Genomic DNA, 24863 nt, shown 5'->3' on the forward strand with positions numbered 1-24863 from the left:
CTGCTAAAAACAGTGATCTCTTGCTGACTACTTCCCAAGCAGCAAACTATCGAATCCTTCGATACATCTACGCCAACACAATGTTTAGTTGTTTTCATGATAAAATGGGTTAATGAGACAGCAAAAGCTTCCATCATCTTTTCTCGCATTTATACGGGATGCCAAAGCTCCCTAAGTACTGTTCAGACTCGGAGAAGCATTAGGAGATGGTGAATGATTCTTTTTTCGGGATATTACCTTCAACTCCCTGAAACAAAATATTTCTTCCCTTCTCCTCTTGCTATTTCTCCAGAAACTTAATGATTTCCAAACATACGAGAAGCAAAAGTTCAAGGCTACACAGCCCTCGCTAAAAATGGTTCCCCACTTGTTCCGTGAAGCCGTTCGCTACACTCACTTGTCACAGAACGGGCATCACTCGCTGAAACCATTTTATTAACGCTCGTTCTGTGAGGCCGGTCCTTCCTGCGCTCCAGAACCACTTCTAATGATACTTTCACCATTCTTGCCCGCAAAGACCCTCCGTTCTACAAAAAATCCGCCTTAGTCAGCCGCGGTTTGTAGGTGGATGCACTAACATTCTCGCAGCTGTCTACAGCGGGAGCTTTTGCTTCTTTTTGCGGAAAAAAGAAGGCTAAAATAAAAGTTCATTTTTATCAGCAACAAGAAATAAACAGAACCTATTCTTCGATGGAGACCTTAATAAATTTGTTTGATACACTTGGTCAATATCCAGAAAAATTATTTCCTAATAGGATATCATCTAAAAAAAAAGTGTAGAAGTCAGTAAAAATAAATTAGTAGTTTATTTACTTTCCGTAATAACAAACAAAAAAGCGGATTTGATAGATTATCAAATCCGCTTTTTGCCGACCTTAAACGGCGCTTACTTTATATTTAACTACATAGCAGCTGCTATATAGCCGTGCAATTTCATACCTGATTGATAAGGTTTTAACGACTTCTTTAAGGTTTTCCTAGCAACATGTATTCTGGTTTTCACGGTACCGATAGGAATAGCTAAGTGATCCGCTATCTCGTGATACTTATATCCTTCAAAATACATTGTAAATGGCACATAATAATCATCCGAGAGGTTTGCCATCGCTTGCTTAATATCGTCCATAACAAACTTGTTTTCTCCCATATTACCGGTAGCACTGTAAGCTAAATTGGCAGATGAGATTTCGTCAGATTTAGTTACAAAAGAACTAATTTTCACAAAACGACGATAATTGTTTATGAAGGTATTCTTCATGATAGTGTATAACCATCCTTTTAAATTAGTCCCTTCTCTAAACTTTTCATAATAAGTAATTGCCTTGAGCACAGTATCCTGAACCAAATCATTTGCATCTTCATCATCATGTGTAAAGTGTAAAGCATACATTTTCAACGAGTCGGATTGCTGCGTTACCATGGTGTTAAACTCTAGCTTTGTCATACTGTTTAGGGTTTGCGGAAACAAGGCTTTCCTTGTTACCAAGTTTAATACAATCGCATTTTAAATATCTTAGTTATTTATAATACATTAACAATAATATCCATGCAACTATCTCGCCAAAACAGTATGATAATTTCTGAAAAAAATAATTTTTAATAAATAGTTAATTTATATTTAAGGGTTATATTACATTAACTTCTCGTTCTAAGGTTATACCGAATCGATTTTTCACACTTTCAATTATTTGCTCAGAAAATTCATAAATCTCTAAACCCGTGGCATTTCCTTGGTTTACCAGCACAAGTGCTTGATTTTTCCAAGTACCTGTATTTCCCACAATTTTACCTTTCCATCCGCATTGATCAATTAACCAGCCGGCAGCAATTTTTACTCTTCCTATATCAAAAGGATAATACACTATGTCCACAAAATCAGACACTAGTCTGTCGAGTGTGTCCACAGAAATTATCGGATTCTTAAAAAATGACCCAGAATTTCCAATAGTTGAAGGATCAGGTAATTTACTTACTCGAATAGCAGCAACTACGGCTGAAACATCTTTAATTGTTGGCTGGGTTATTCCTCTTTTGCTCAATTCTTCATTAATTGCTCCGTATGTTGTATTTAGTTTCGACTGACTAGAAAGTAAAAGGTTTAGTTGAGTAATTAGAAATCTATTTTTGTACTCATTTTTAAATACACTATCTCTATAACTAAATTTACAATCTGCGCTATTAAATGTTCTAAAACTACCATTACGAATATCAAAGGCGCGGCAAGAATAGAAGACATCTTGCAACTCCACACCGTAGGCACCAATATTTTGGACAGGCGCAGCACCAGCAGTGCCCGGAATGAGGCTTAGATTTTCGATTCCTCCGAATCCATTATTAACGCAATACATCACTACATCATGCCAACGCTCACCACCGCCAATGCAAATCTCTATCCCTTCATTTATTGGAAAGGCGTGAAGACCTTTAATATTCATATGAACCACGAGTCCATCGTAGTCATCTACAAACAGCATATTGCTTCCGCCACCAAGAAATAGTAATTTTTCTGTTTCAAAAGCGCCATCATTATATAATGCTAAAAGATCTTCTTCGTGATTAATATGTACCAATTTTTTGGCAGTTGCCTCTACACCAAATGTATTATAGTGTTTTAAAGAAACATTATTCAATATACTCATTAAAATTTTATGTCGTTTTTATTTAAAAACCTTTTGTAACCTTAAAAACCGTTTCCTTCCCTATTGACTTTTTTTTTCAAATTTTCAATTTTTGCGTATATTTATATCAAATAGTCGAGAAAAGAAGGCTATGTAAAAAAAAGATTGTCATGATAATTTATTTCCAAAGATAAGGTTAATAGTAATTTATTATACATTCCTTTGCACCAACTACTTTAAGCTAATGGATAATCACGATAAAAAGCGTACCCTTATTATTGAAGCTGCCACTAAACGTTTCGCTCACTTCGGTATAGCCAAAACAACTATGACTGAAATAGCGAAGGACCTATCTCTCTCAAAAGCACTACTTTATTACTATTTCCCCGATAAAATAAGTTTATATGCAGCAGTGTTCGAAAGCATTGCTACAAAAATGTTCGATAAGATCGAACAAGGATTAATTGATATCAACAACTGTGAAGAAGCGGTATTTTATTTAATAGACATGCGTTTAGCATTCGCTATGAAATACTACAATCTTTTTGATCAAAGCTTAAATACCGTTACCGAATTGGCAGATGAATTGTCAAGAGTGATACAATTAGTCAGTGAGTTAGAAATAAAAACCATTGCAAGTATTTTTAATAAAGCGAATAAAAGCGGAGAATTAGTTGTTGATAAACCCGATTATATTGCCGAAATCTTTTTAAACGCCATGATAGGCATGCGCTTTTGCGTTTTAAAAGATAAAAAAGCAATGTTTATACCCACCAAAGAAGAATTTGACGAAATTTCAAAAATGCAAAAAAAACTGGCTGTTATTTTCATAAATGGCCTTCGGAATCAATTGTCAAATTAACGTCATTTTAACACAAATCTATTCTATTTTTTTATCGAGCCAATTTATTGCCTTAATTTTGACCATTACATTTAAAAAGTCAAAAAGTATAAAGGTTAAAAAGTAAGGTCGTCAGCATTGGAACCAAACGAGATAAAAAAACAGCACATTATAGAAGCCGCACTTAAAAGGTTTTCACATTTTGGTATCAATAAGACAACCATGAGTGAAATTGCTGAAGATATTGCGGTATCAAAAGCGAATCTATATTATTATTTCCCGGATAAAACAGCCCTCGTAGTTGACGTAATAAAACATCTAATTGCGGAGGGTACACAGGCGTATGATGAGATCTTAAATGAATCCGTAAGCATACTCGAAATGCTCATTCGGTTTCTTAAAATACGGAAGGATTTTTTTGAGAAACATTACTTACTCCATATTACAATGGGTTTTGCAGATAGCAATTTGAATATGGAAGAATTAAAAACATTAAGAGAATATGCAGAAATGAGAGAACTCGAAATTCTGCATAAAACATTTAAAAAGGGTATTGATACCATGGAACTTGTAACATTTGATGTAAAGATTGTATCTCAGATGTATTTTACCATTCTGAAAGGAATAGCAATGGTATCTATTTCAAGGATTTCTAATAAAGATATACCTGAAATTTCAGTTTTCAGCGAAATCTTCGAAAAGCAAAAAATCGCAACTACTATATTTTTGAACGGATTACGATATGACATTATAAAAAATTGAGAATTAATTTTCTGATATCACTCGGAAGTCAATAAATATATCATTCGCCCAAGTATGGCGAATACTTCTAGTGTTATTGAAAATATACGAAACCATCATGATTTGTTCAAACCACACAGGGGATGAATAAAAGGCTTAGCCCTTCTTCAATACCGCTGAAAACAAAACAAGAATGAAAAATCTGATAGCTTCATCACCTTTAAAGAACAATTTATTAAGATGAAAAACAAGAAATAAATGAGCACCTCAAATTTTAAAATAAAACTAAAGCTAAAACACTCTCTAATAGTGTTCATCTCTCTTTTCTTAAGCTCGGGCAACCTTTTAGCCCAAGATTCTTTAACATTAACACAAGCACTCAACTACGCTATTAAAAACAGCGAAGTACTTGAAAAGGCAAGATTGGATATTTTAGGAGGAAAGCATAAAGTAGCGGAGGTTAAAGCGGGCGCACTACCTCAAATAGATGTTACCAGTACGTTAACCTATAATTTGCTAGTTCAACAATTTATTTTACCTGCAGAATTCATGGGAGGTAACCCTGGGGAATTCATATCCGTGAAGGCCGGTCAATCTTGGGGCGCATTAACACAGGTGCAACTAAATCAAGAGCTGTTTAATCAATCGGTCTTTACTGGCTTAAAAGCAGCAAAGAGCTCGGAAGAATATTATCGTTTAGCGGCAGAACTAAGCGAAGAGAATGTGTTACAACAAGTTGCAGCCAATTACTACCAAGTAATTATCAATAGAGAACAGTTGAAAGTAATTGATGCCAATCTAGAAAGAACGGAGAAACTGTTAACAATGGTAACTAGTCAATATGACTTGGGACTCGCTAAAAAAATTGATTTAGACCGCGTAAAAGTGAATAAAAGTAACCTGCTTTCACAGAAACAGCAATTGGAAACAACTGTAAATCAGCAAAAAAATCTGCTGAAGTATTATATGGGAATGCCCATTCAAGAAGAAATCAGTCTCCCGCAAGATGCCGTTCAACAGCTAGAAAATGAAGCCTTACAATTACATAACGACGGATTTAACTTAGAACGATTAGCCCAATATAAAGTACTAAAAAGTCAAGAGACACTTTTGCAACATCAACGCAAGGCGAATATTGCGGAATACTACCCAAGCCTATCTTTAGGTGCTAATTATATGCTTAATAGCCAAAGTAATCGGTTTGATCTTTATAGTAGCAAAGCGTTGAACTATGACATGTCTGCTGTTACATTAACGTTAAAGGTTCCAATATTCGATGGTTTTGGCAGGAGGTCGAGAGTCCGACTGGCAAATGTTGAGCTTCAAAAGGTCAACCAAGATATCCGCAACACATCAAACTCCTTGAAGATGGCGTATAATAATGCTACAAATCAGATAAAGAACAGTTTAACTACCATAAAAACACAAGAAGAAAATAAGCGACTGGCGGAAGAGGTTTTTTATAGCACACAAAATAACTATCAAAATGGTCTTGCAAGTCTCACCGATTTATTAACATCAGAGACGGATCTTGTTGCTGCACAAAACAGTTATAATGAAGCTTTATTGAACTATAAAGTGGCTGAGATAGAATTAATAAAATCAAACGGGAATATTAAATCACTTTTAACTGAATAATAGCGCGAGATACTCGCATAATAAAAACTTATTTATCTAAATAAAATGAAGAGAATAATTATTACTGTAGTCGTTGTAATTGGTGCGGCAGCTCTGATTGGATGGATACTTAACAACAATAAAAAAGAAAATCAAGCTAAAACAGATATTGTAGCCAAGGGAACAGGTGCCGTAATTGTACGTACTACCACGGCAAGCAAGTCGCCTATCAACTTAGATTTTTCTTCCAACGGAAACTTTGCTGCTTGGCAAGACCTTGCCTTAGTAGCAGAAAACAGTGGACGTGTTACGCGAATTTTGGTCGATGAAGGCTCACACGTTAACCGAGGGCAAATACTTGCTAGGATTGACGATGAATATTTAAATCTGGAGCTTCAATCAGCAGCAGATGAATTAAGTAAGCTTAAAACCGATCAACAACGATATGAAAGCTCTTTTAAAACCGGAGGGGTAACGAAGTCGCAGTTAGACGATATTAATTTGGATGTTCGCAATGCCGAAAATAAAGTACAACAGTCTAAACGCCGGCTAGCTGACTCCTATATAAAAGCCCCTATTTCGGGCATTATTAATAAACGCAGTATTGAAGTTGGAACGTATGTTTCTCCCGGTACCGCATTATTTGATATCGTGGATGTGTCTCGATTAAAATTACTCGTAAATGCAAATGAATCACAGGTAGTGAACGTTAAAGTAGGCGATCAGGTAAAAATTACTACGAGCGTCTTCCCCGATAAGACGTTTAGCGGTAATATTTCATTTATTGCGGCAAAAGCGGATAACACCCTTAACTATCCCGTTGAAATTCGCGTTGAAAATTCTTCTTCTCAATCATTAAAAGCAGGTATGTATGGGACGGCAGTATTTGACCTTCCAGAACAACAACCTACTATTGTTATTCCGAGAGGTGCCTTTATAGGTAGTGTAAGCAGCAATGAAATATTTGTGTTGGAAGATGGTAAAACGGCTAAACTTAGGAAGGTTACGTCTGGACGGATACTTGGAGAACAAGTTGAAATCTTGGACGGATTGAAAGAAGGAGAAACTGTTATAACAAGTGGACAAATTAATTTGGTTGACGGAACTGAAGTAAAACCACAAAACGACGATAAGAAAAACAGCTAAGCATAGACAAAAAAATTGGATAGGCCCATACGCTATATGTACCATTAAAATATAACAATTTACGGATGAAAATTGCTGAAATATCAATAAAACGCCCTTCTATCGTTATTGTAGTGTTTACTGCACTAACCTTATTGGGCATTATATCTTACCTCTCATTAAATTATGAGATGCTGCCTAAGTTCAGTCCAGGTGTTGTTTCTATTTCAACAATATATCCTGGAGCATCTCCAAATGAAGTAGAAAATACCGTAACGAAAAAACTGGAAGATGCCGTTTCCTCCATGGAGAATATTAAAAAACTGGAAGCAACTTCCTTCGAAGGGCTTTCGGTGATTACCATTACACTGACAAGTGAAGCGGATGTCGATTATGCGATAAATGATGCACAACGTAAGGTAAACGCTGTATTATCAGATTTACCAGATGATGCCGAAACACCGTCGCTTGCAAAGTTCTCACTTGACGATCTTCCCATCGTAACGCTTTCTGCTACCGCATCGATGGATGACGCGCAATTTTTTGACCTGATAGATAAACGTATTCAGCCAATTGTTTCTCGTGTAAATGGCGTTGCCCAAGTGAATTTAATCGGGGGGCAGGAACGCGAAATCCAGGTAAATTTAAATGCAGCGAAATTGGAAGCATATGGTCTATCCGCACTGGACGTCCAACAGGTTATTCTTAACTCTAACCTGGATTTTCCAACGGGCAGTGTAAAAACGAAGAACCAGGATATCCTAATCCGCTTGGCCGGTAAATATAAATCGGTTAATGAATTACGAAATCTCGTTGTCAGTACGGCAAATGACGGTGCGCAAATACGTTTGATGGATTTGGCGGATGTGCAAGATACGCAGGAAGACGCTGAAAAAATAGCGCGATTAAATCGAAGCGGTTCTATTATATTACAAATTATCAAGACCTCCGATGCAAATGCGGTAAAAGTGAGCGAAGGTGTAAAGGCAATTCTGGAGCGTTTGAAGGCCGACTATCAAAAGGAAAACCTCCAGGTGGTGATCGCAAATGACACATCCGATTATACGCTTGAATCAGCAGATGCGGTCGTACACGATCTATTTTTGGCGGTTATTCTCGTTGCGGTTGTGATGTTATTTTTCCTGCATAGTTTACGAAATGCAGTCATCGTCATGGTGGCTATACCCGCGTCACTTGTCGCTACCTTTATTGGAATCTACCTTTTCGGTTTCACGCTAAACCTGATGTCATTACTTGGTTTATCACTCGTGGTTGGTATTTTGGTAGACGATGCCATTGTTGTTATTGAAAATATTTACCGACATATGGAGATGGGGAAAAATAAGGTGCGGGCTTCTTATGATGCAACCAAGGAAATTGGTTTTACGGTGGTGTCTATTACCATGGTAATTGTAGTGGTATTCCTTCCCATTTCGGTAAGTACGGGTCTGGTGTCTGATATTCTGCGAGAGTTTTGTGTGGTGGTCATGATCTCTACGCTTTTGAGTTTATTGGCCTCCTTTTCCATTGTACCATTACTCACTTCGCGATTTGGAAAACTTGAACGCGTATCAAACAGTAACTTCATCGGAAGATTTATACTTTGGTTTGAAAAACAGTTACACCGCTTCACTAACTGGGTTACCGGTATATTAAATTGGGCGTTGGATCATAAAGCCATTACGCTTGTAACCGTGTCCCTCCTATTGGTGTCGTCATGTGGATTGACTTTCGGTGGTTTTATCGGCGCAGAATTCTTTGCACAGAGTGATCGGGGGGAGTTCTTAGTTCAGATTGAATTGCCGAAAGATGCATCCCTTGAGCTAACCAATCAGGTCACGCGGAAAGCTGAAGATTTCTTAAGTAAGAAGAAGGAGATTGTCTCGTTGATTACCACAGTTGGTCAATCGAGCGACAACCTCGGCGCGGATCAATCGACCGCCTACAAGGCAGAAATTACAGTCAAGCTCACCCCGAAGGAAGAGCGTGATGAGTCTTCCGACATCTATGCAGCCAAACTCAAGGGAGAAATTCAAAAGTTATTGGTGGGCGCAAAAGTAAAAACCGTACCGATTGACATTTTAGGGGCAGCCCAACAAGCACCAATTGAAATGGTGGTTACGGGGTCTGACTTGGATAGCGTACTCGCTTATGCGGAGAAAGCGCGTATCATATTATCAAAAGTACCTGGAGCCGCTGAAACAAAATTATCAGTAGAAAGTGGTAACCCAGAAATTACGGTTGAAGTAGATCGAGATAAGATGACGGCGCTTGGTCTGTCTTTACAAACTGTTGGGGGGACCATGCAAACGGCTTTTAATGGAAATACCGACGGCAAGTTCAGGCAAGGAGAATATGAGTATGATATTAATATTCGCTTCGAAGATTACGACAGAAAGAATGTGGATGATGTGAAGAATCTTTATTTCTCTAATAATAGCGGTAAATTAATCAAGTTGTCACAATTCGCCGAAGTGAAAGAAGGATCGGGCCCAAGTCAGTTGGAACGAAGGGATAAAAGCACCTCTGTGAAGGTACAATCGCAAGCAGTTGGTCGCCCTTCAGGTACTGTCATTCAAGATTTTGAAAGCAAACTTAGTCAGCTACGGAAACCTACCGGTGTAAACTATGTGTGGGGTGGAGATATGGAAAATCAATCGGAAGGTTTTGGAACATTGGGTGTTGCCTTAATGGTCTCTATTGTTTTGGTATACCTCATTATGGTGGCTTTATATGATAGTTTTGTTTATCCGTTCGTGGTAATGTTTTCCATTCCGCTATCTGTAATCGGGGCATTATTGGCCTTAGCGCTTACCAACAATTCATTGAATATATTTACCATTCTAGGATTGATCATGCTTATCGGACTGGTAGCAAAGAACGCGATCATTTTGGTGGATTTTACCAACCAGATGAAAGCAGAAGGACACAGTACACGGCAAGCCCTTATACATGCAAACCATGCACGTTTACGTCCGATCCTGATGACAACCATTGCGATGGTCATCGGGATGATGCCTATTGCATTAGCGTCGAGTGCCGGTTCTGAATGGAAAAACGGACTTGCTTGGGTCATTATTGGCGGGCTTATCAGTTCACTTTTCTTAACGCTGATTATTGTTCCTGTAGTTTATCAGGTAGTAGACAATATCTTACATCGTTTTGGACTTGATAAAAAAGGTGTACCAATCGATGAGCTTATGACTGCTGATTATGAGCATAAGGAGGTTAAAGAATACGAAAACCTACATTAATAACGCACTAAAATAATTTTGTAAAAAGGTTCTAGTTGACTGCTAGAACCTTTTTTATTTCTAAAATTTAACCCCTTAAATAAAAAAGTCAAAAAGGAGTCAAACCTCACAAATAATTAAAAATCAACTATTCTAAGTAGTACTTTTGTAAATTCATTATTAAATTAATATAAACAAAATGCCTCAAGACACTTCGCCCGACAGCAAGACTTTACATCGATTTAGAAAAGTGGCCTTCTTTGAAGGAGTTTCTTTCATACTGCTCGTTTTTATTGCAATGCCTTTAAAATATTGGGCTGATTTTCCATTGGCTGTAAAATATGTGGGCTGGGTTCACGGTGTATTGTTTATTGCTTATGTCTTCACATTAATTCAATGTTGGATTGAATATAATTGGAAATTTTCAAGAGTGATTTTATTTTTCTTTGCCTCGTTACTACCTTTTGCTCCGTTTGTTGTAGAGAAAAAATTGAAAAGGGAAGAGCATTAGATTATAAACTTATAATATTATATGATAAAGTTAAGGAAGGTAGAAACGTCTATTTTTATGGCGTTGGTAGCCAGATTTGCACTTTTACTTGGAATATATAGTCTTCTACGTATCGGTTTTTACCTATTCAATATAAGTTTATTTCCAAATGTAAATACATCGCAATTGCTGATTATGCTATTGGGAGGGATTAAATTTGATATTTCTGCTTTACTGTACCTCAATTCTTTATATATAGTTTTACAAAGCTTACCACTTCCTTGCCTATATAATACTTTTTATCAAAAAATATGTAAATGGGTCTTTATCCTAACAAATAGTTTAGGTATTGCTGCCAATTTAATAGATTTTGTTTATTACCAGTTCACTTTAAAACGCACTACCGGAACTGTATTTGAGCAGTTTGCGCATGAACAAAATAAATTAAAACTTTTTATAGATTTCCTTACAGGTTATTGGTATCTACTCCTTCTGTTTATACTGCTTGTTTTTCTATTAAGCAAGTTATATGATGCTTTCTCAATTAAACAACCTAATAGAGCTTTAGGATGGTCGTATTACTTAATGCGATCCCTGCTTTTTTTACTTGTTGCAGCATTAACCGTGGTTGGAATGCGCGGAGGTTGGCGCCATAGCACCCGACCAATAACACTTAGCAATGCGGGTGAGTTTGTCCAATCTCCTGCTCAAATGAGTATCGTCTTAAATACACCTTTTTCTATCATGCGTACACTTAAGGCTGTAAGTCTAAAACCTGTTCATTATTTTGATGAGAAGACGCTGGACAGCTTGTACTCACCCATTCATCAACCATCAGATACGGCGGCTTTTAAAAATCTGAATGTTGTTTTTTTAATTATTGAGAGCTTAGGCAAAGAACATGTAGGTGCTTTAAATAAAGACCTTGCGCAAGGTACCTATAAAGGTTATACACCATTTATTGATTCATTGGTGGAAAACAGTTTTACATTTACGCATACCTATGCCAATGGTCGAAAGTCGATTGATGCATTGCCTTCTATTATCTCAGGCATTCCATCCATAAGAGAGCCCTTTGTGCTCTCTACTTACTCAAGCAACAAAACAACCAGCATCGCTAAATTATTGGCAGAAAAGGGCTATGAAACTGCCTTTTTTCATGGTGCTCCCAATGGATCTATGGGCTTTTCATCCTATACAAAATTAGCAGGCATTCAACATTATTTTGGAAAAACAGAGTACAATAATGATAAGGATTTTGATGGGATGTGGGGTATATGGGATGAGCCTTTCATGCAATTTATGGCCCGCACCATTAACACCTTTCATCAACCCTTTTTCTCGGCATTTTTTTCACTTTCTTCTCATCACCCCTTTAAGGTACCCGAACAATATAAAGGCAAATTTCCAAAGGGCCCATTGGAAGTACAGGAGCCTATGGGCTATACAGATATGGCCTTAAGGAAATTTTTTGAGACAGCGGCTAAAATGCCCTGGTATAAAAACACCTTGTTTGTTCTTTGTGCCGATCACGCAACCGTATCTTTTTTTCCGGAATATCAAACCATTCCGGGGGCATTTTCCATTCCCATCTTATTTTATTATCCTGGAGGTAACCTTAAGGGAAAATTGGATAAATCTGTACAGCAGATTGATATCATGCCAACGGTTTTAAACTACCTACAATACGATAAACCTTACTTTGCTTTTGGCTTTGACGCTTTTTCCAAGCGGACTGATAACTTCATTATTAACAACAATGATGGCACCTTTAGTCTTTATCATGGCGATTATCTTTTGCTTAACGATGGACAGATAAGTACAGCTTTATACAATCTAAAGGAGGATCGACTCACTAAGCATAATTTAATCAAGAAAGAACCTGAAGTGTTGGAAAAATTGGAAACTTACTTTAAAGCCTTTATTCAGCAATACAATAATCGTATGATTCAGGATGATTTAACCTATCACCCCATTAAGTAATTCATATGAATGATAGGGAGGCATTTGGTATGTCCTAAATTCAGTAGGCGAGATATTGATGATAAACTTCCTGTAAATAGGCCTTACCTTCTTTAAGAAGGGTGCATTTACGCTTGTAGCAATAACGATCTCCTTTATAATAACTTACATGTTCGCCAATATGATCGTAGGCAATGGACTCGTTCATTTTTACAACTCCCCAGCCATCTGACCACGTAAAGAAAGAGAATGGAATGGTACGAGGATTTAGCAAATCCCTACTCCATACATAATGCGTAGCATCAAAACTTAATTGACTGCACAAGGTATTTGCTATATCTACCTGATTTCCTATTATATCATTTCTTTTTCCTCTAAATGAAGCTTTAAGCGCTCCACCAAAAAATAATAAAGGAATATGATAACGCTTTGGATTATTACTTTCCCATTGCTCAAGTGGTAAACGGTGACCGTGATCCGCCACTATGACAAAAAGCGTATTTTTATACCAAGCTGTTTTCTTTGCCTGCTCTAAATAATTGTACAGTACCGAATCTGTGTAATATGCAGTACTTCGAAAGAGATTCGGCAAATTATCATCTCCAAATTTATGTGGAACAGGCAAATCGAATGGTTCATGATTATTTAACGTGAGCAGCACGGAAAAAAAAGGTTCTTTTGCTTTTGATAGCTGGTTCAACTGCTTCGTAAAAGTAAGTTCGTCATAAACCCCCCATTTTGATCTTGCAGCCCAAAGGGGGAAATGTTGTTGATCAACGATTTTCTGACAACCGTGACTTAACATATACCCTTTAAAGTTATAAAATTCGCTTTCTCCCCCATAATAAAAAGAAGTGCGATATCCGGCACGTGCAAAATCTGCCACTAAACTAGGCAGTCCCGCCTGTTTATGAATATTTTTTATGATGCTTTGAGAAGATTGGGTGGGAAAAGCGCTAAGTATGGCAATCATCCCCTTGTCTGTCCGATCTCCAGACGCATAAACATGGTCAAACAACAGACCGTCTTTAATAACCTGTTCAAGCCGTGGTGCTACACCTTTTTCACCACCTAAACTCTCCACTAAATCTGCAGTAAAGCTTTCCAAAATGATAAAAACAACATTAGGGCGCTTCGTATTTAAAATGGATAAGGAAGCATTGGAAGAGCGGGTCATAAGGGGAGCTATTACGCGCTTCGCTTCATTTTCCTCCATTGTTTTATAAGGATTTTTTTTTAATCCTTTAGCATGTACGATATCATACATAAAATACCATGCAACGTTCGTGGCCGCATGATTTGGAAATGGAGCAACAGCAAAGTAAACCATGGATGGGTTTAAGGGCGTTAGTCCCCATCCTCCTCTGATCAATAAAAAGAGCATTAGTAATAAACCGCCCGAAGCAGTCAGTTTCTGATACCATTTAATGCCCGCGATATTGGTAACTGGCTGGTAAATCCTTAGTTTTTTTGCCAAAAAGAAACCTACTATACTTAAAAAAAGCAAAATAAAAATCGATAGAAAAATTGGAGAAGATGCTGCAGAAGCAATTGCCAAATGCGGCGAGTCTAAAAACATATCTACCACCTTATAGGAAATCAAGGTATCCCATTCACGATAAATATTAAAGTTGATGATATTTATGAGTGCGCAAACCATGATAACTGTCCAAACATAAAATCTGGAAAATTTCTTTAGGATGTTCAAATCCGTAATCCATAATTGTGCAATAAAAATCAATAGAGGCAAACTACAGATATATGCCGCCATAGAGGCGTCCATCCGCATCCCATAAATAAAAACTTTTAGTGTATCCGAGATACATAGGTTTGATAATTGTTCATGAAAGTAGAGAAGAAAAAACACTCTACAAACAAAAGCAAATAACATCCAAAAGGCAAACTGCCTCAGAACGATGCAATATTTATTCATCAAAATTTTGCGATAAACTAGGGTCTATCTCCAGCGAAAGCATAAGTAATCTCTGTTTTCCCGTGAGGGACTGGATTACCGTTTTCATCTAAATTTACAAACACCAACTTATCTATTGTTAAAATACTTTTCCTTGTGATTTTATTGCGCACTTCGCAGGTTAGCGTTATCGAAGTTTTGCCAAAATAAGTTGCTTGTATTCCGAGCTCAATAATTTCTCCCAATGTAGCAGAGCTCACAAAATTAATTTCTGAAATAAATTTAGTAACCACCTTCGGATTACCTAATTGGACAATAGCATATATAACCGCTTCTTCATCAATCCACCGTAATAACGTTCCTCCGAACAATGTGCCATTAGGATTTAGGTCTTCGGGTTTAACCCATTTTCGAGTATGAAAATTCATGTATATTATAAGACTTGGTTATAAAGGTATAAGACCAAAGCTTCCTTATACCTTTATAACAAACATTAAATATGAATTGCTCTATTAGCTGTGGCCGCTAAAGCAGCTTCCTTAAGCGATTCCGTAAAAGTTGGATGTGCATGGCATATACGGGCAATATCTTCCGCTGAAGCGCGATACTCCATGGCAACCACTGCTTCTGCTATGATATCTGCAACCCGCGGACCGATCATATGCACACCAAGTATTTCATCTGTATCAGCATCCGCTAGCACTTTAATAAAGCCTTCTGTATCCATACTTGCTCTAGCCCTTCCGCTTGCTTTAAATGGAAAAGAACCAGATTTATATTTTCTACCGTCAGTTTTCAACTGCTCTTCGGTTGCCCCAACACTAGCCACTTCAGGCCAGGTATAAACAACACCTGGAATAAGATTATAATTTATATGTGGTTTTTGTCCAGCTATCTGTTCAGCAACATAAACGCCTTCTTCTTCTGCCTTATGCGCAAGCATTGCTCCTTTGATGACGTCACCAATTGCATAAATCCCTGCAACAGGCGTTTCTAAATGTTCGTTCACGGGTATTTTCTTTCCTCTCTCTTCAAGTGTTATCCCAATAGCCTCTAGATTTAATCCTTCAGAATAAGCTGTTCTACCAACGGCTACCAAACAATAGTCACCTTCAACGCTTACTGGAGCACCTTTGGCATCTTCTGCTGTAACAGTTACAGTCTTTCCTTTTACCGAAGCCCCTGTAACTTTATGGCTTAGTAAAAACTCGAAGCCAAGGCCTTTCAGTGATTTTTGTAATTCTTTTCCAAGGCCCTTATCCATTGTGGGGATGATCGAATCTAAATATTCGATTACGGTAACTTTCGCACCTAAACGCGCATATACCGAGCCCAGCTCCAAGCCTATAACTCCACCGCCAATTAAGATAAGCTTTTTCGGAACTTCTGTTAGATTTAATGCTTCTGTTGACGTAATGATTCTTTTCTTATCAATCTTTAAGAAAGGTAATGAAGCAGGTTTCGACCCTGTAGCAATAATAACATGTTTAGTAGTAATCTCCTCCGCAGCTCCATCTTCCTTGGTAATTTTGATGGTATTTTTGTCAACAAACGATCCTATGCCTTGGTAAGTAGTTACTTTATTCTTTTTCATTAAAAAAGTAATTCCGCCTGTAGTTTGTTCTACAACTCCGTTTTTCCGTTTAATCATTTGCTTGAGATCAACCTTCAAATTACTTAGATTGATACCATGCTCGGGAAAATGTTTGCTTGCATTATGGTAATGTTCGCTAGAATCGAGCAGCGCTTTGGACGGGATACACCCCACATTTAAACAAGTACCTCCTAACGTATTATATTTCTCAATAATTGCGGTTTTTAACCCTAACTGACCACAACGGATGGCAGCTACGTAACCACCAGGTCCACTGCCTATTACTACTACGTCGTATTGCATGAATATATTTTATTTCTTTTAAAAATGATTAATCAAAGTTACAAAATTATTAAGCCCAATTCCTATTAAATCCCGCTAAAAACCTTTTGTATACCACAAAATAACATAAAAAAAACAAACCCCGCAGGATGTGCAAACCTACGGGGAAGAAGTAATCTTTTTTTGTAGAATTATTCGGCTACAATTTTTCCTTGCATCGTTCCCCAGTGTCCAGGAAAACTACAGATAAATTCATAAACACCCGCCTTAGGCAGTGTAAACTCTATTTCGTCAGATTGACCAGGGCCTAAAAGCTTTGTATGTGCAATAATCGAAGAAGCAAAGGTGGAAGGAATATATTCTTCTTCTTTCGCTTTAAAAGCCTCTCCTCCGAATGCTGCGACATCAGTACCTTGATCCAGTACAACCGCATTGTGTCCCATAGATTCAATTGGTTGCTCACCTATGTTTTTAAGGGTAAGTTTAACTTTTGAACCTGCCTTCACTTTGAACAAATCTTTATCGAAACGCATATCATCAGACGCTTGCAACTGAATATGATCGGTCGTTTCAACATTTTCTATTCCCGGAACAGATGCTGCAGGTGTTTCAGCAGGAGTAGAAGTGGTACTCTCATGTTCATGTGTAGCTGTTGAACTTTTATCGCCACCGCCACAAGACGCTAAAAATAATGCTGCGACAACAGCTGGCACCATAAATACTTTCTTCATTTCTTAATCTATTTTTGTTATCTTAAATTAGCTAACCACAAACTTATCAATAATTTATTTAAATTCCATTAGATTTCATGCTTATTCATTATTAGTTGTCAGTTATCAGTTGCAAGTTGTGAGCATTAGTTATTCTTGCGTAAAATTAACTTATCTATTCAACACTCAACCACCTAACTATTCAACCACTTAACCATTCAACAATTTGACTACTTAACTATTTAACGATCCGCCAAACGCTAAAGTATCGGATGCCTTTCAAACGGTTTTTCACGATCAAACAGATAACGATAGGTATGATGTGTTTTATAGACATAAGCTCCTATTTGATTTGCAAGATTCATCATTTTGGGATTAAAATCCCCTATCCAATTCATCTGCAACTCTTCATACCCTGTATTACTTTTTCCGTTAATGAATATTTTTGCTGCCTCCATAATAAGTGCCACTTCCACCCCTTTTCGCTGATGAGCGGGTACAACACCAAAGACAATACCGAACAGGGTCTTACATTTTTTGAAAAATTTGTTCCAACAAAGCATAAAAATACCTTTTAAGCCAATCTTTCCACGTACATATTTAATGAATAATTGATTAACATCCGGAATACTAATAAAGAAACCAATAGGTTCGCCTTCAAAATAGGCAAACCATAGGCCTATCGGGTCTACTACTGGCTTTAAGTTTCGCATAAGCTTATCGGCCTGCTCCTTTGTCATCTCTCCTACGCCATCATGCTTTACCCAGGCCTTGTTATAAACTTCCCGAAACTGTTCCGCTGCGTCAGAAAGATGCTTTCTTTTTATAAAATCAAAGCTATATCCTTTCATCCCCAGCAATCGCTTTGCTTTATTGGCATATCGTTCACCAATTTCACCTTCAAGGGTTCGCCTATAAGTATATTGTTTATAGTAAACCTGAAACCCATAGGATTCAAACAATTTTTGATAATAAGGAGGATTATAATTGCTGCAATAACAGGGTTCTGTAAAGCCCTCCACTAAAAGTCCCCACCAACGCTCCCTACTGCCAAAATTAATGGGCCCATCCATTGCTTCCATACCATGTTCTGCCAGCCAATTTCTGGCTGTATCAAACAACAAGAACGCTGCCTTCTCCTCATCTATACATTCAAAAAAACCGCAGCCTCCGGTTGGTTGTAAATAATCAATGGAACTAACCTTATCATAGAAAGCCGCAATGCGGCCGACACAGTTTTCTTTCGTATCAAAAAGCAGCCACCTACAACATTGACCCATGACAAACAGGGTATTCTTACTTGGATCAAAAATATCCTCTACATCATTATCTAAAGGTCGTATATAATTTTTGTCGGTTCTATATAAAGATTGGGGCATTTCTAAAAACAACCTAGCAAGCGCTGGACTATCTACTTTTTTAACTTTCATTCAAAGCGTATAATATCTTAAAGCACCCTTAACCTTTCTTCAAAAGTCGGGCAGAAAAATCAATTATTCCTGATCTTTTTCAGAAAAATTTAAATATATGCAACATTTCCTTATATCATGCGTCTTATTTGAAAATATCGTGAACGTCCACGTATATAGAATTTACCAATTTACTTCAAACGCTGAATAGTATTATCTTAAAATTATAACAAATGAAACACAAAATCGGTTCTACTGGCTGGCTAGCACTTTTACTACCCTTTCTCTTCATCGGCATTTCCCATGCGGCTATCGTGACTAAAAAATTATCTGATGAAACACGTGCTGTTTCGGGCTTCCATGCGATTGAAAATATCGGAAGTATTGACCTCGAAATAAGTATTGGTAATACAGAATCTTTAAAAATCTTCGGTAATAAAGAGGTAATTGATTTAGTAGAAACACAAGTCAAAAATGGCACCTTGGTTATAAGTATCAAAAAAGACGGACAACGATTTTTCAATAATTGGAAAGTTAACAAAAACCTGTTGATACAGATAAGTGCTAAGTCCTTAAACGCATTGAGTCAACGCGGGTCGGGCAATATCGTTGTTAAGAATCCTATTAAAGGCGATAAGTTTCAGTTGTCATTAACAGGGTCAGGAGATATCACGGTTCCTGTAAATGTAAGTAGCCTGACGGCGACTATAGTGGGTTCCGGAGATATCAGCATGCAGGGAACAGCTACCTCTGCCGATGTAAGTGTTAGTGGGTCGGGAGATTTCGACGGAGATTCTCTGAAAACGCAAGATGCAAACACTAAAATCAGTGGGTCAGGAGACATTGATATTTATGTATCAAACACCCTAAACGCGCAGTTATCTGGTTCCGGAGATATTTCTTACGGAGGCAACCCTAAGCAGGTGAATAAACGTAAATCCGGTTCGGGAGAAATTTCCAGTAGGTAAACTATTTTTTCAACCGAGCGTTTCCTCCCAAATTATACCGTAGCATCAACATCTGTTGGTTACTAACTTCTCCTGGGGTAAAATGTAGACTCAACATAAAATACCCCTCGAGATTTTGAGATTTGAAAGGTCGCCATCCCATATCTAACCGGTTATAGGTATCCTTTGTATAAAATCGATCTCCAAAACTGATATCATGTGCCTGCCCTTTATAAAAAGTGTTATTAACAAAAAAGGATTTGTAGGCACCATGTATATCTACTATGGCCCCTTTCGGCGTCCGGCTATCATAAACACCCCTTAAACGATCCAGAGATGCAAGTACACCCGCTCCAATCGTTAATGAATCCAGCACCGTTTTATCACTTAGGTCAACTCCTATTTGAAGCAAACCTACTGCGTTATCTCGCACGGGAAATGTTTCGTCTAAACTACTCGCTGAATGAAGCATTGTTAAATAATGCGTAAAATAGAAAATACCTGTTTGAACCTTACCCGATAAACCAACGATAAACTGCTCCCTCTTTTCATGTGTCTGGCGACTTGTCCAATCTACCCAGATTTGTTCATGAAAGTTCGCTTTCTGATATTTTAAAAATAAACCTTCAATATTTGGCCGATAATACATTAATGTATCGTTGAGCACCGCCCGTGGATAACTGCTTAACAAGTTAAATCGAGGAAAAGCTCCCAGATAAAACGAGAAACCTTTATCTTCATAATTATAGTAAATGGTAGGATTTGCTTTCGCACCAAACGGCTTATCACCAAATTCCTGTAGGAAATTTACGCCAAAACGTACACGGTGCACACTATCTATACTTAAACCCACTTCTGGTGCTATTCGGATACCAAAAATAGTTTGTGAATGTAAACCTGCTTTCAGGTATTCTCTGTTATCCGCAAAACCAAAAGTATTTACATTCCACTCAAATACCTCCTGCGATTTAGCAAAAAAACACACGAAACAAAAACATAGGGTGAAAAGGATTCTCTTCATTTAAAACTGATTTTATTAACACGTTTAAGGTTATTACACAATAGCCTCAAAAAATATTTGCTAAATTATAACTGTAAGGTCAAAAAAAAAGCGGTTGATTTAATAAACAACCGCTTTTTTACAGAAATATTATTTATATGCCCAACAACAATCTTGCTGGATCTTCTAATAGCTCTTTTACACGCACCAAGAAACTTACAGATTCTCTTCCATCCACGATGCGGTGATCATATGATAAAGCCACATACATCATTGGCCGTATAACGACTTCTCCGTTAATAGCAACGGGGCGCTCAATAATATTATGCATGCCTAAGATAGCAGACTGTGGCGCATTGATGATAGGAGTAGACATCATTGACCCAAATACACCACCATTAGTGATCGTAAAAGTACCGCCTGTCATCTCCTCTATTGTTAACTTACCGTCTCTTGCTTTTAATGCCAGATCCCGAACAGATTTTTCGATTTCATCTAAGGTCATCGATTCAGCATTACGGATGACAGGTACAACCAATCCTTTAGGAGCGGATACCGCAATAGAGACATCTGCAAAATTACTATATACAACCTCATTCTCCTCTATTCGAGCATTTACAGCTGGCCATTCGGCCAACGCAGTAGTAACCGCTTTCGTAAAGAAAGACATAAAGCCTAAGCCAATGCCATATTTCTCTTTAAATTTATCTTTATACTTCGCACGAATGTCCATGATCGGCTTCATGTCAACCTCATTAAAAGTGGTCAACATAGCTGTTTCATTTTTCACCGTTACCAAACGTTTTGCAATGGTCTTACGTAAAGAAGACATTTTCTCTCTACGCTCATCTCTTGCGCCGGTTGCAGCCTTCGGTGTAGTGGCAGCAGCTTGTTCAGCTGGCTTTGCACTAGGAGTTGCTTGCTGTTCGGCCGCTTTTTGTTCCGCTTTTACTGCATCTTCTTTCGTAATACGTCCGTCTTTACCAGTTCCTTTTATAGCGCTAGGATCAATCCCCTTTTCTTTCAAAATTTTTGCTGCTGCTGGAGAAGGTGTACCTGCCGCATAATTCTCTTCTTTTTCCTCATCCACATCAGCTTTAGGAGCTGCTGTCTTTTCTTCAGCTTTCACTTCCGCCTTTGGTGCATCCGTAGAAGGTTTAGCTGCAGCAGAACCGTCTCCCTCCTCAATGATACAGACCACTGCTCCAATCTCTAGCGTATCACCCTCTTGGGCAACAATTTTTAATATACCGGCCTTTTCAGCAGGTAATTCAAAGGTGGCTTTATCTGATTCTAATTCTGCAAGGTTTTCATCCATTTCTACATGATCACCATCCTTCTTTAACCATTGAGATAAGGTAACTTCGGTTATCGATTCACCAACGGCCGGAACTTTTATTTCTAATCCCATAATTGTCTATGTTAATCTACTTTTGCTGCTTCTTTAGTTGTCTTTTTTACTTGCTTTTTGGTTTCGGTCCCAGCGCTATCATCTGCAAAGGCTCTGCTTACCAATGAAAGTTGTTGTGTATTGTGTTGTTTCGAATAGCCTGTAGCAGTACTGCTGCTTTCTTTTCGTGATATCACATCTAATTCAACACTCGTTTTACGGTATTTGCGACAGATATGTGGCCATGCGCCCATATTTTCAGGTTCTTCCTGCACCCAGAAAAATTTGGTTGCATTCTTGTATTTATTCCTAAGCGCACGGATTTTATCGGTAGGTGTAGGATAAAGCTGCTCAACACGAATGATAGCAACATCCTTACGTTTATCATCTTGCTGCTTTTGCAATAAATCATAATACACTTTTCCGGTACAGAACAATACGCGTTTCACATCATTCGTTTTCACATAAGTATCGTCAATAATTTCCTGGAACTGACCGTTGGTAAAGTCGGCTAACTTACTAACCACTTTTGGATGCCTTAGCAAGCTTTTCGGTGTAAACACGATCAAAGGTTTTCTAAACTCGCGATGCATCTGGCGTCTTAGCAGATGGAAGAAACTTGCTGGAGTAGTACAGTTGGCAACCTGAATATTATTTTCTGCACAAGCTTCAAGGAATCTTTCGATGCGTCCCGATGAGTGCTCAGGTCCTTGTCCCTCGTATCCATGAGGCAATAGCATTACTAAACCATTGGAACGTTTCCATTTTGTTTCGGCACTTGACAAATACTGATCAACAATGATCTGCGCACCATTAAAGAAATCACCGAATTGCGCTTCCCAAATTGTTAAGCATTGCGGATTTGCCAGGGCATAACCATATTCAAATCCTAAAATGCCATATTCAGAAAGCAATGAATTATAGATGTCAAATTTAACATCACCATTATTAATTGCCCTCAAGGGGATATACTCTTCTTCAGAATCTTCCAGTGTGATGACAGCATGTCTATGAGAAAAAGTACCGCGTTCCACATCCTGTCCGGATATACGCACGCGAGATCCTTCTTCCAACAATGTTCCGTAGGCCATCAACTCGCCCATTGCCCAGTCATAAGAATCTTCCGAAATCATCTTATTTCTAGCATCGAACAACTTAGCTGTTTTGCTGAAGAACTTCTTATCTTTCGGTAACGTGGTAATTAGCTTGGCGATTTTTATAAATTCGTCTTTTGACACCGCTGTATTAGCTGGTTTAAAGATATCTTCATATTTTGCCGGTCTTAAACCCTTCCATGCCCCAGAGAACATTGGATTTGCCTCCGAAAGATTTTCCACCTCTTTCGATTCATCTAAGCGTTGCTGCAATAAGGCCTTGAAATCTTTTTCCATTTCCTTTGCAAGATTGGCATCAACACTTCCCTGTTCCATCAGCTTTTTGTTGTAGATTTCACGTGGATTTGGATGACTTGCAATAGCTTTATATAACTTAGGCTGTGTAAATTTAGGTTCATCCGCTTCGTTATGTCCATAACGACGGTAACATAAAATATCAATGTATACATCTGTATGATATCGTTGGCGATATTCTACAGCCATATTAATCGCAAACACTAAAGCCTCCACATCATCGCCATTTACATGGAAAACAGGTGAAAGCGTAACTTTTGCCAAATCCGTACAGTAAGTAGATGACCGTGCATCTTTAAAATTGGTAGTAAATCCAATTTGATTATTGATTACTAAATGAATGGTTCCTCCAGTTGAATAACCATCAAGCTTAGACATCTGCGCCACCTCGTAAACAATACCCTGTCCCGCGATCGCCGCATCGCCATGAATTAATATAGGGGCAATCTTTGATTTATCACCATCATATTTCATGTCTATCTTAGAACGTACCAAACCTTCCACAACAGGATCTACTGTTTCCAAATGCGAAGGATTAGGACATAAACTAAGGTGAACATCTTTACCTGTGTGGGTCTTGATATCGGTAGAGAAACCCAAATGATATTTCACATCACCTCCAAAATCAGGCTCGCCTGCATTCGCATATGTTTTGCCTTCAAATTCAGAGAAGATATCTTTATAGGTCTTACCCATAATATTGGCCAGCACATTCAACCGCCCGCGGTGTGCCATTCCAATAACAAATTCTTGTACGCCAAGGTCGCTTCCTTTTTCGATGACAGAATCCAATGCCGGAATTACCGTCTCTGCGCCTTCTAGAGAAAAGCGCTTCTGACCTAAAAATTTAGTACCTAGGAAATTTTCAAAAACTACCGCTTCATTTAATTTTTGAAGAATACGCTTCTTCTTTTCGATAGGAAAGTCTGGCTTATTCCTGGTACCTTCCATATGCTCTAACAGCCACTTGATTTTTTCAGGGTGTCTGATATAGGTGAATTCAGCGCCTATCGCCTGGCAATAGGTCTCTTCTATTAACTGACGGATATCCCTCAATTTAGCTGGCCCTAAGCCCACTTCTACACCCGCATTAAAAACGGTGTCCATATCAGCCTCTGATAAACCGAAAGTCTCCAGTTCTTTTCCCGGGTAATAAGGTCTACGCTCTCTTACCGGGTTTGTTTTGGTAAACAAGTGTCCACGGTCTCTATAACCGTGAATCATATTCAATACATTTATTTCTTTAAGGGAATGTTCAGAAACATCACCCCCTTCGACAGGTTTCCCTCCGCCATCCGTCTGCTCACCAAATTCAAATCCTTCGAAAAATTTCTGCCATCCAAAATCGACCGAATTGGGGTCTTCTTTATACGCTTTATACAGCGAGTCTATGTAACCTGAGTCTGCGTTACTAAGATATGAAAGTCTGTCCATTTACTTTACTAATACGATGTGCTGGCAAAGTTATAAAATATCTGACGGAATGCACATTAAATCACACTTAATTATAAATTAGCGTTAAAATTTGAGTGAGTCATTCATTCTTTTTTATCATCTCCTATGGCACAACAAAATAAAAACTT

Annotated in this window: 18 protein-coding genes; 8 read left to right on the forward strand and 10 right to left on the reverse strand. The window is 38.0% G+C overall.

Features of this window, described 5'->3' with window-relative positions:
- Positions 1-901 precede the first annotated feature (901 nt).
- Together BMY50_RS20225 and murB are read right to left on the reverse strand one after the other, a co-directional pair.
- Positions 902-1444, reverse strand: a complete 543-nt coding sequence (locus BMY50_RS20225; protein WP_093328237.1) for an RNA polymerase sigma factor — start codon at positions 1442-1444, stop codon at positions 902-904.
- 181 nt (positions 1445-1625) lie between these two features.
- Positions 1626-2639, reverse strand: a complete 1014-nt coding sequence (gene murB / locus BMY50_RS20230) for a UDP-N-acetylmuramate dehydrogenase (protein ID WP_093328240.1) — start codon at positions 2637-2639, stop codon at positions 1626-1628.
- A 223-nt stretch (positions 2640-2862) separates the two neighbouring features.
- Here murB and BMY50_RS20235 point away from each other — a divergent pair, with 223 nt between their 5' ends.
- From BMY50_RS20235 to BMY50_RS20265, 7 genes are all read left to right on the forward strand, one after another.
- Positions 2863-3480 (forward strand): TetR/AcrR family transcriptional regulator, encoded by a 618-nt coding sequence (locus BMY50_RS20235; protein WP_093328243.1) that lies wholly within the window; start codon positions 2863-2865, stop codon positions 3478-3480.
- Positions 3481-3681: 201 nt separating this feature from the next.
- Positions 3682-4221, forward strand: a complete 540-nt coding sequence (locus BMY50_RS20240) for a TetR/AcrR family transcriptional regulator (protein WP_238383833.1) — start codon at positions 3682-3684, stop codon at positions 4219-4221.
- A 237-nt stretch (positions 4222-4458) separates the two neighbouring features.
- Positions 4459-5838 carry a TolC family protein gene (locus tag BMY50_RS20245; RefSeq protein ID WP_093328250.1) on the forward strand — a complete coding sequence of 460 codons (1380 nt, stop codon included), beginning with the start codon at positions 4459-4461 and terminating at the stop codon, positions 5836-5838.
- Positions 5839-5883: 45 nt separating this feature from the next.
- Positions 5884-6963 carry an efflux RND transporter periplasmic adaptor subunit gene (locus BMY50_RS20250; RefSeq protein ID WP_093328252.1) on the forward strand — a complete coding sequence of 360 codons (1080 nt, stop codon included), beginning with the start codon at positions 5884-5886 and terminating at the stop codon, positions 6961-6963.
- Between the two features lie 65 nt (positions 6964-7028).
- Complete coding sequence (locus BMY50_RS20255; protein ID WP_093328255.1) at positions 7029-10196, forward strand: efflux RND transporter permease subunit; 3168 nt, start codon at positions 7029-7031, stop codon at positions 10194-10196.
- 178 nt (positions 10197-10374) lie between these two features.
- Positions 10375-10686 carry a DUF3817 domain-containing protein gene (locus BMY50_RS20260; protein WP_093328258.1) on the forward strand — a complete coding sequence of 104 codons (312 nt, stop codon included), beginning with the start codon at positions 10375-10377 and terminating at the stop codon, positions 10684-10686.
- A gap of 21 nt (positions 10687-10707) precedes the next feature.
- Complete coding sequence (locus BMY50_RS20265) at positions 10708-12648, forward strand: LTA synthase family protein (RefSeq protein ID WP_238383834.1); 1941 nt, start codon at positions 10708-10710, stop codon at positions 12646-12648.
- Positions 12649-12688: 40 nt separating this feature from the next.
- On the opposite strand, the gene BMY50_RS20270 is transcribed toward BMY50_RS20265, so the two are convergent.
- The 5 genes from BMY50_RS20270 to BMY50_RS20290 all read right to left on the reverse strand — a co-directional run bounded on the left by BMY50_RS20270 (position 12689) and on the right by BMY50_RS20290 (position 18555).
- A complete protein-coding gene (locus tag BMY50_RS20270; protein WP_093328261.1) occupies positions 12689-14560 on the reverse strand; it encodes an LTA synthase family protein in 1872 nt (623 codons plus the stop codon).
- Between the two features lie 17 nt (positions 14561-14577).
- The gene (locus tag BMY50_RS20275; RefSeq protein ID WP_093328264.1) at positions 14578-14967 is read right to left on the reverse strand and encodes an acyl-CoA thioesterase; all 390 of its coding nucleotides are present in this window, start codon (positions 14965-14967) and stop codon (positions 14578-14580) included.
- A gap of 65 nt (positions 14968-15032) precedes the next feature.
- Positions 15033-16436 carry a dihydrolipoyl dehydrogenase gene (gene lpdA, locus BMY50_RS20280; protein ID WP_093328267.1) on the reverse strand — a complete coding sequence of 468 codons (1404 nt, stop codon included), beginning with the start codon at positions 16434-16436 and terminating at the stop codon, positions 15033-15035.
- Positions 16437-16606: 170 nt separating this feature from the next.
- The gene (locus BMY50_RS20285) at positions 16607-17146 is read right to left on the reverse strand and encodes a plastocyanin/azurin family copper-binding protein (RefSeq protein WP_093328270.1); all 540 of its coding nucleotides are present in this window, start codon (positions 17144-17146) and stop codon (positions 16607-16609) included.
- Positions 17147-17385: 239 nt separating this feature from the next.
- Positions 17386-18555, reverse strand: coding sequence for a hypothetical protein (locus BMY50_RS20290; protein WP_093328273.1), 1170 nt, complete (start codon positions 18553-18555; stop codon positions 17386-17388).
- Positions 18556-18767: 212 nt separating this feature from the next.
- Between BMY50_RS20290 and BMY50_RS20295 the strand changes: the two genes are divergently transcribed.
- On the forward strand, positions 18768-19502 hold the full coding sequence (locus BMY50_RS20295) for a head GIN domain-containing protein (protein ID WP_093328276.1): 735 nt from the start codon (positions 18768-18770) through the stop codon (positions 19500-19502).
- Position 19503: 1 nt separating this feature from the next.
- On the opposite strand, the gene BMY50_RS20300 is transcribed toward BMY50_RS20295, so the two are convergent.
- The 3 genes from BMY50_RS20300 to BMY50_RS20310 all read right to left on the reverse strand — a co-directional run bounded on the left by BMY50_RS20300 (position 19504) and on the right by BMY50_RS20310 (position 24714).
- A complete protein-coding gene (locus BMY50_RS20300; protein ID WP_139202304.1) occupies positions 19504-20502 on the reverse strand; it encodes a hypothetical protein in 999 nt (332 codons plus the stop codon).
- A gap of 133 nt (positions 20503-20635) precedes the next feature.
- Positions 20636-21892 (reverse strand): 2-oxoglutarate dehydrogenase complex dihydrolipoyllysine-residue succinyltransferase, encoded by a 1257-nt coding sequence (gene odhB / locus BMY50_RS20305; protein WP_093328281.1) that lies wholly within the window; start codon positions 21890-21892, stop codon positions 20636-20638.
- 11 nt (positions 21893-21903) lie between these two features.
- On the reverse strand, positions 21904-24714 hold the full coding sequence (locus BMY50_RS20310; RefSeq protein ID WP_093328284.1) for a 2-oxoglutarate dehydrogenase E1 component: 2811 nt from the start codon (positions 24712-24714) through the stop codon (positions 21904-21906).
- Between the last annotated feature and the right edge of the window lie 149 nt (positions 24715-24863).

Source organism: Olivibacter domesticus (assembly GCF_900109575.1).
In the GTDB taxonomy this organism is placed as follows: domain Bacteria; phylum Bacteroidota; class Bacteroidia; order Sphingobacteriales; family Sphingobacteriaceae; genus Olivibacter; species Olivibacter domesticus.

Excerpts from the sequence above, each read along its gene's own strand:
- BMY50_RS20310 (WP_093328284.1), bottom strand. The coding sequence starts at position 24,714 with ATGGACAGACTTTCATATCTTAGTAACGCAGACTCAGGTTACATAGAC.
- odhB (WP_093328281.1), bottom strand. The coding sequence starts at position 21,892 with ATGGGATTAGAAATAAAAGTTCCGGCCGTTGGTGAATCGATAACCGAA.
- BMY50_RS20235 (WP_093328243.1), top strand. The coding sequence starts at position 2,863 with ATGGATAATCACGATAAAAAGCGTACCCTTATTATTGAAGCTGCCACT.
- lpdA (WP_093328267.1), bottom strand. The coding sequence starts at position 16,436 with ATGCAATACGACGTAGTAGTAATAGGCAGTGGACCTGGTGGTTACGTA.
- BMY50_RS20245 (WP_093328250.1), top strand. The coding sequence starts at position 4,459 with ATGAGCACCTCAAATTTTAAAATAAAACTAAAGCTAAAACACTCTCTA.
- BMY50_RS20240 (WP_238383833.1), top strand. The coding sequence starts at position 3,682 with ATGAGTGAAATTGCTGAAGATATTGCGGTATCAAAAGCGAATCTATAT.
- BMY50_RS20270 (WP_093328261.1), bottom strand. The coding sequence starts at position 14,560 with ATGAATAAATATTGCATCGTTCTGAGGCAGTTTGCCTTTTGGATGTTA.
- murB (WP_093328240.1), bottom strand. The coding sequence starts at position 2,639 with ATGAGTATATTGAATAATGTTTCTTTAAAACACTATAATACATTTGGT.
- BMY50_RS20265 (WP_238383834.1), top strand. The coding sequence starts at position 10,708 with ATGATAAAGTTAAGGAAGGTAGAAACGTCTATTTTTATGGCGTTGGTA.
- BMY50_RS20295 (WP_093328276.1), top strand. The coding sequence starts at position 18,768 with ATGAAACACAAAATCGGTTCTACTGGCTGGCTAGCACTTTTACTACCC.
- BMY50_RS20255 (WP_093328255.1), top strand. The coding sequence starts at position 7,029 with ATGAAAATTGCTGAAATATCAATAAAACGCCCTTCTATCGTTATTGTA.
- BMY50_RS20300 (WP_139202304.1), bottom strand. The coding sequence starts at position 20,502 with ATGAAGAGAATCCTTTTCACCCTATGTTTTTGTTTCGTGTGTTTTTTT.
- BMY50_RS20250 (WP_093328252.1), top strand. The coding sequence starts at position 5,884 with ATGAAGAGAATAATTATTACTGTAGTCGTTGTAATTGGTGCGGCAGCT.
- BMY50_RS20260 (WP_093328258.1), top strand. The coding sequence starts at position 10,375 with ATGCCTCAAGACACTTCGCCCGACAGCAAGACTTTACATCGATTTAGA.
- BMY50_RS20225 (WP_093328237.1), bottom strand. The coding sequence starts at position 1,444 with ATGACAAAGCTAGAGTTTAACACCATGGTAACGCAGCAATCCGACTCG.
- BMY50_RS20290 (WP_093328273.1), bottom strand. The coding sequence starts at position 18,555 with ATGAAAGTTAAAAAAGTAGATAGTCCAGCGCTTGCTAGGTTGTTTTTA.
- BMY50_RS20285 (WP_093328270.1), bottom strand. The coding sequence starts at position 17,146 with ATGAAGAAAGTATTTATGGTGCCAGCTGTTGTCGCAGCATTATTTTTA.
- BMY50_RS20275 (WP_093328264.1), bottom strand. The coding sequence starts at position 14,967 with ATGAATTTTCATACTCGAAAATGGGTTAAACCCGAAGACCTAAATCCT.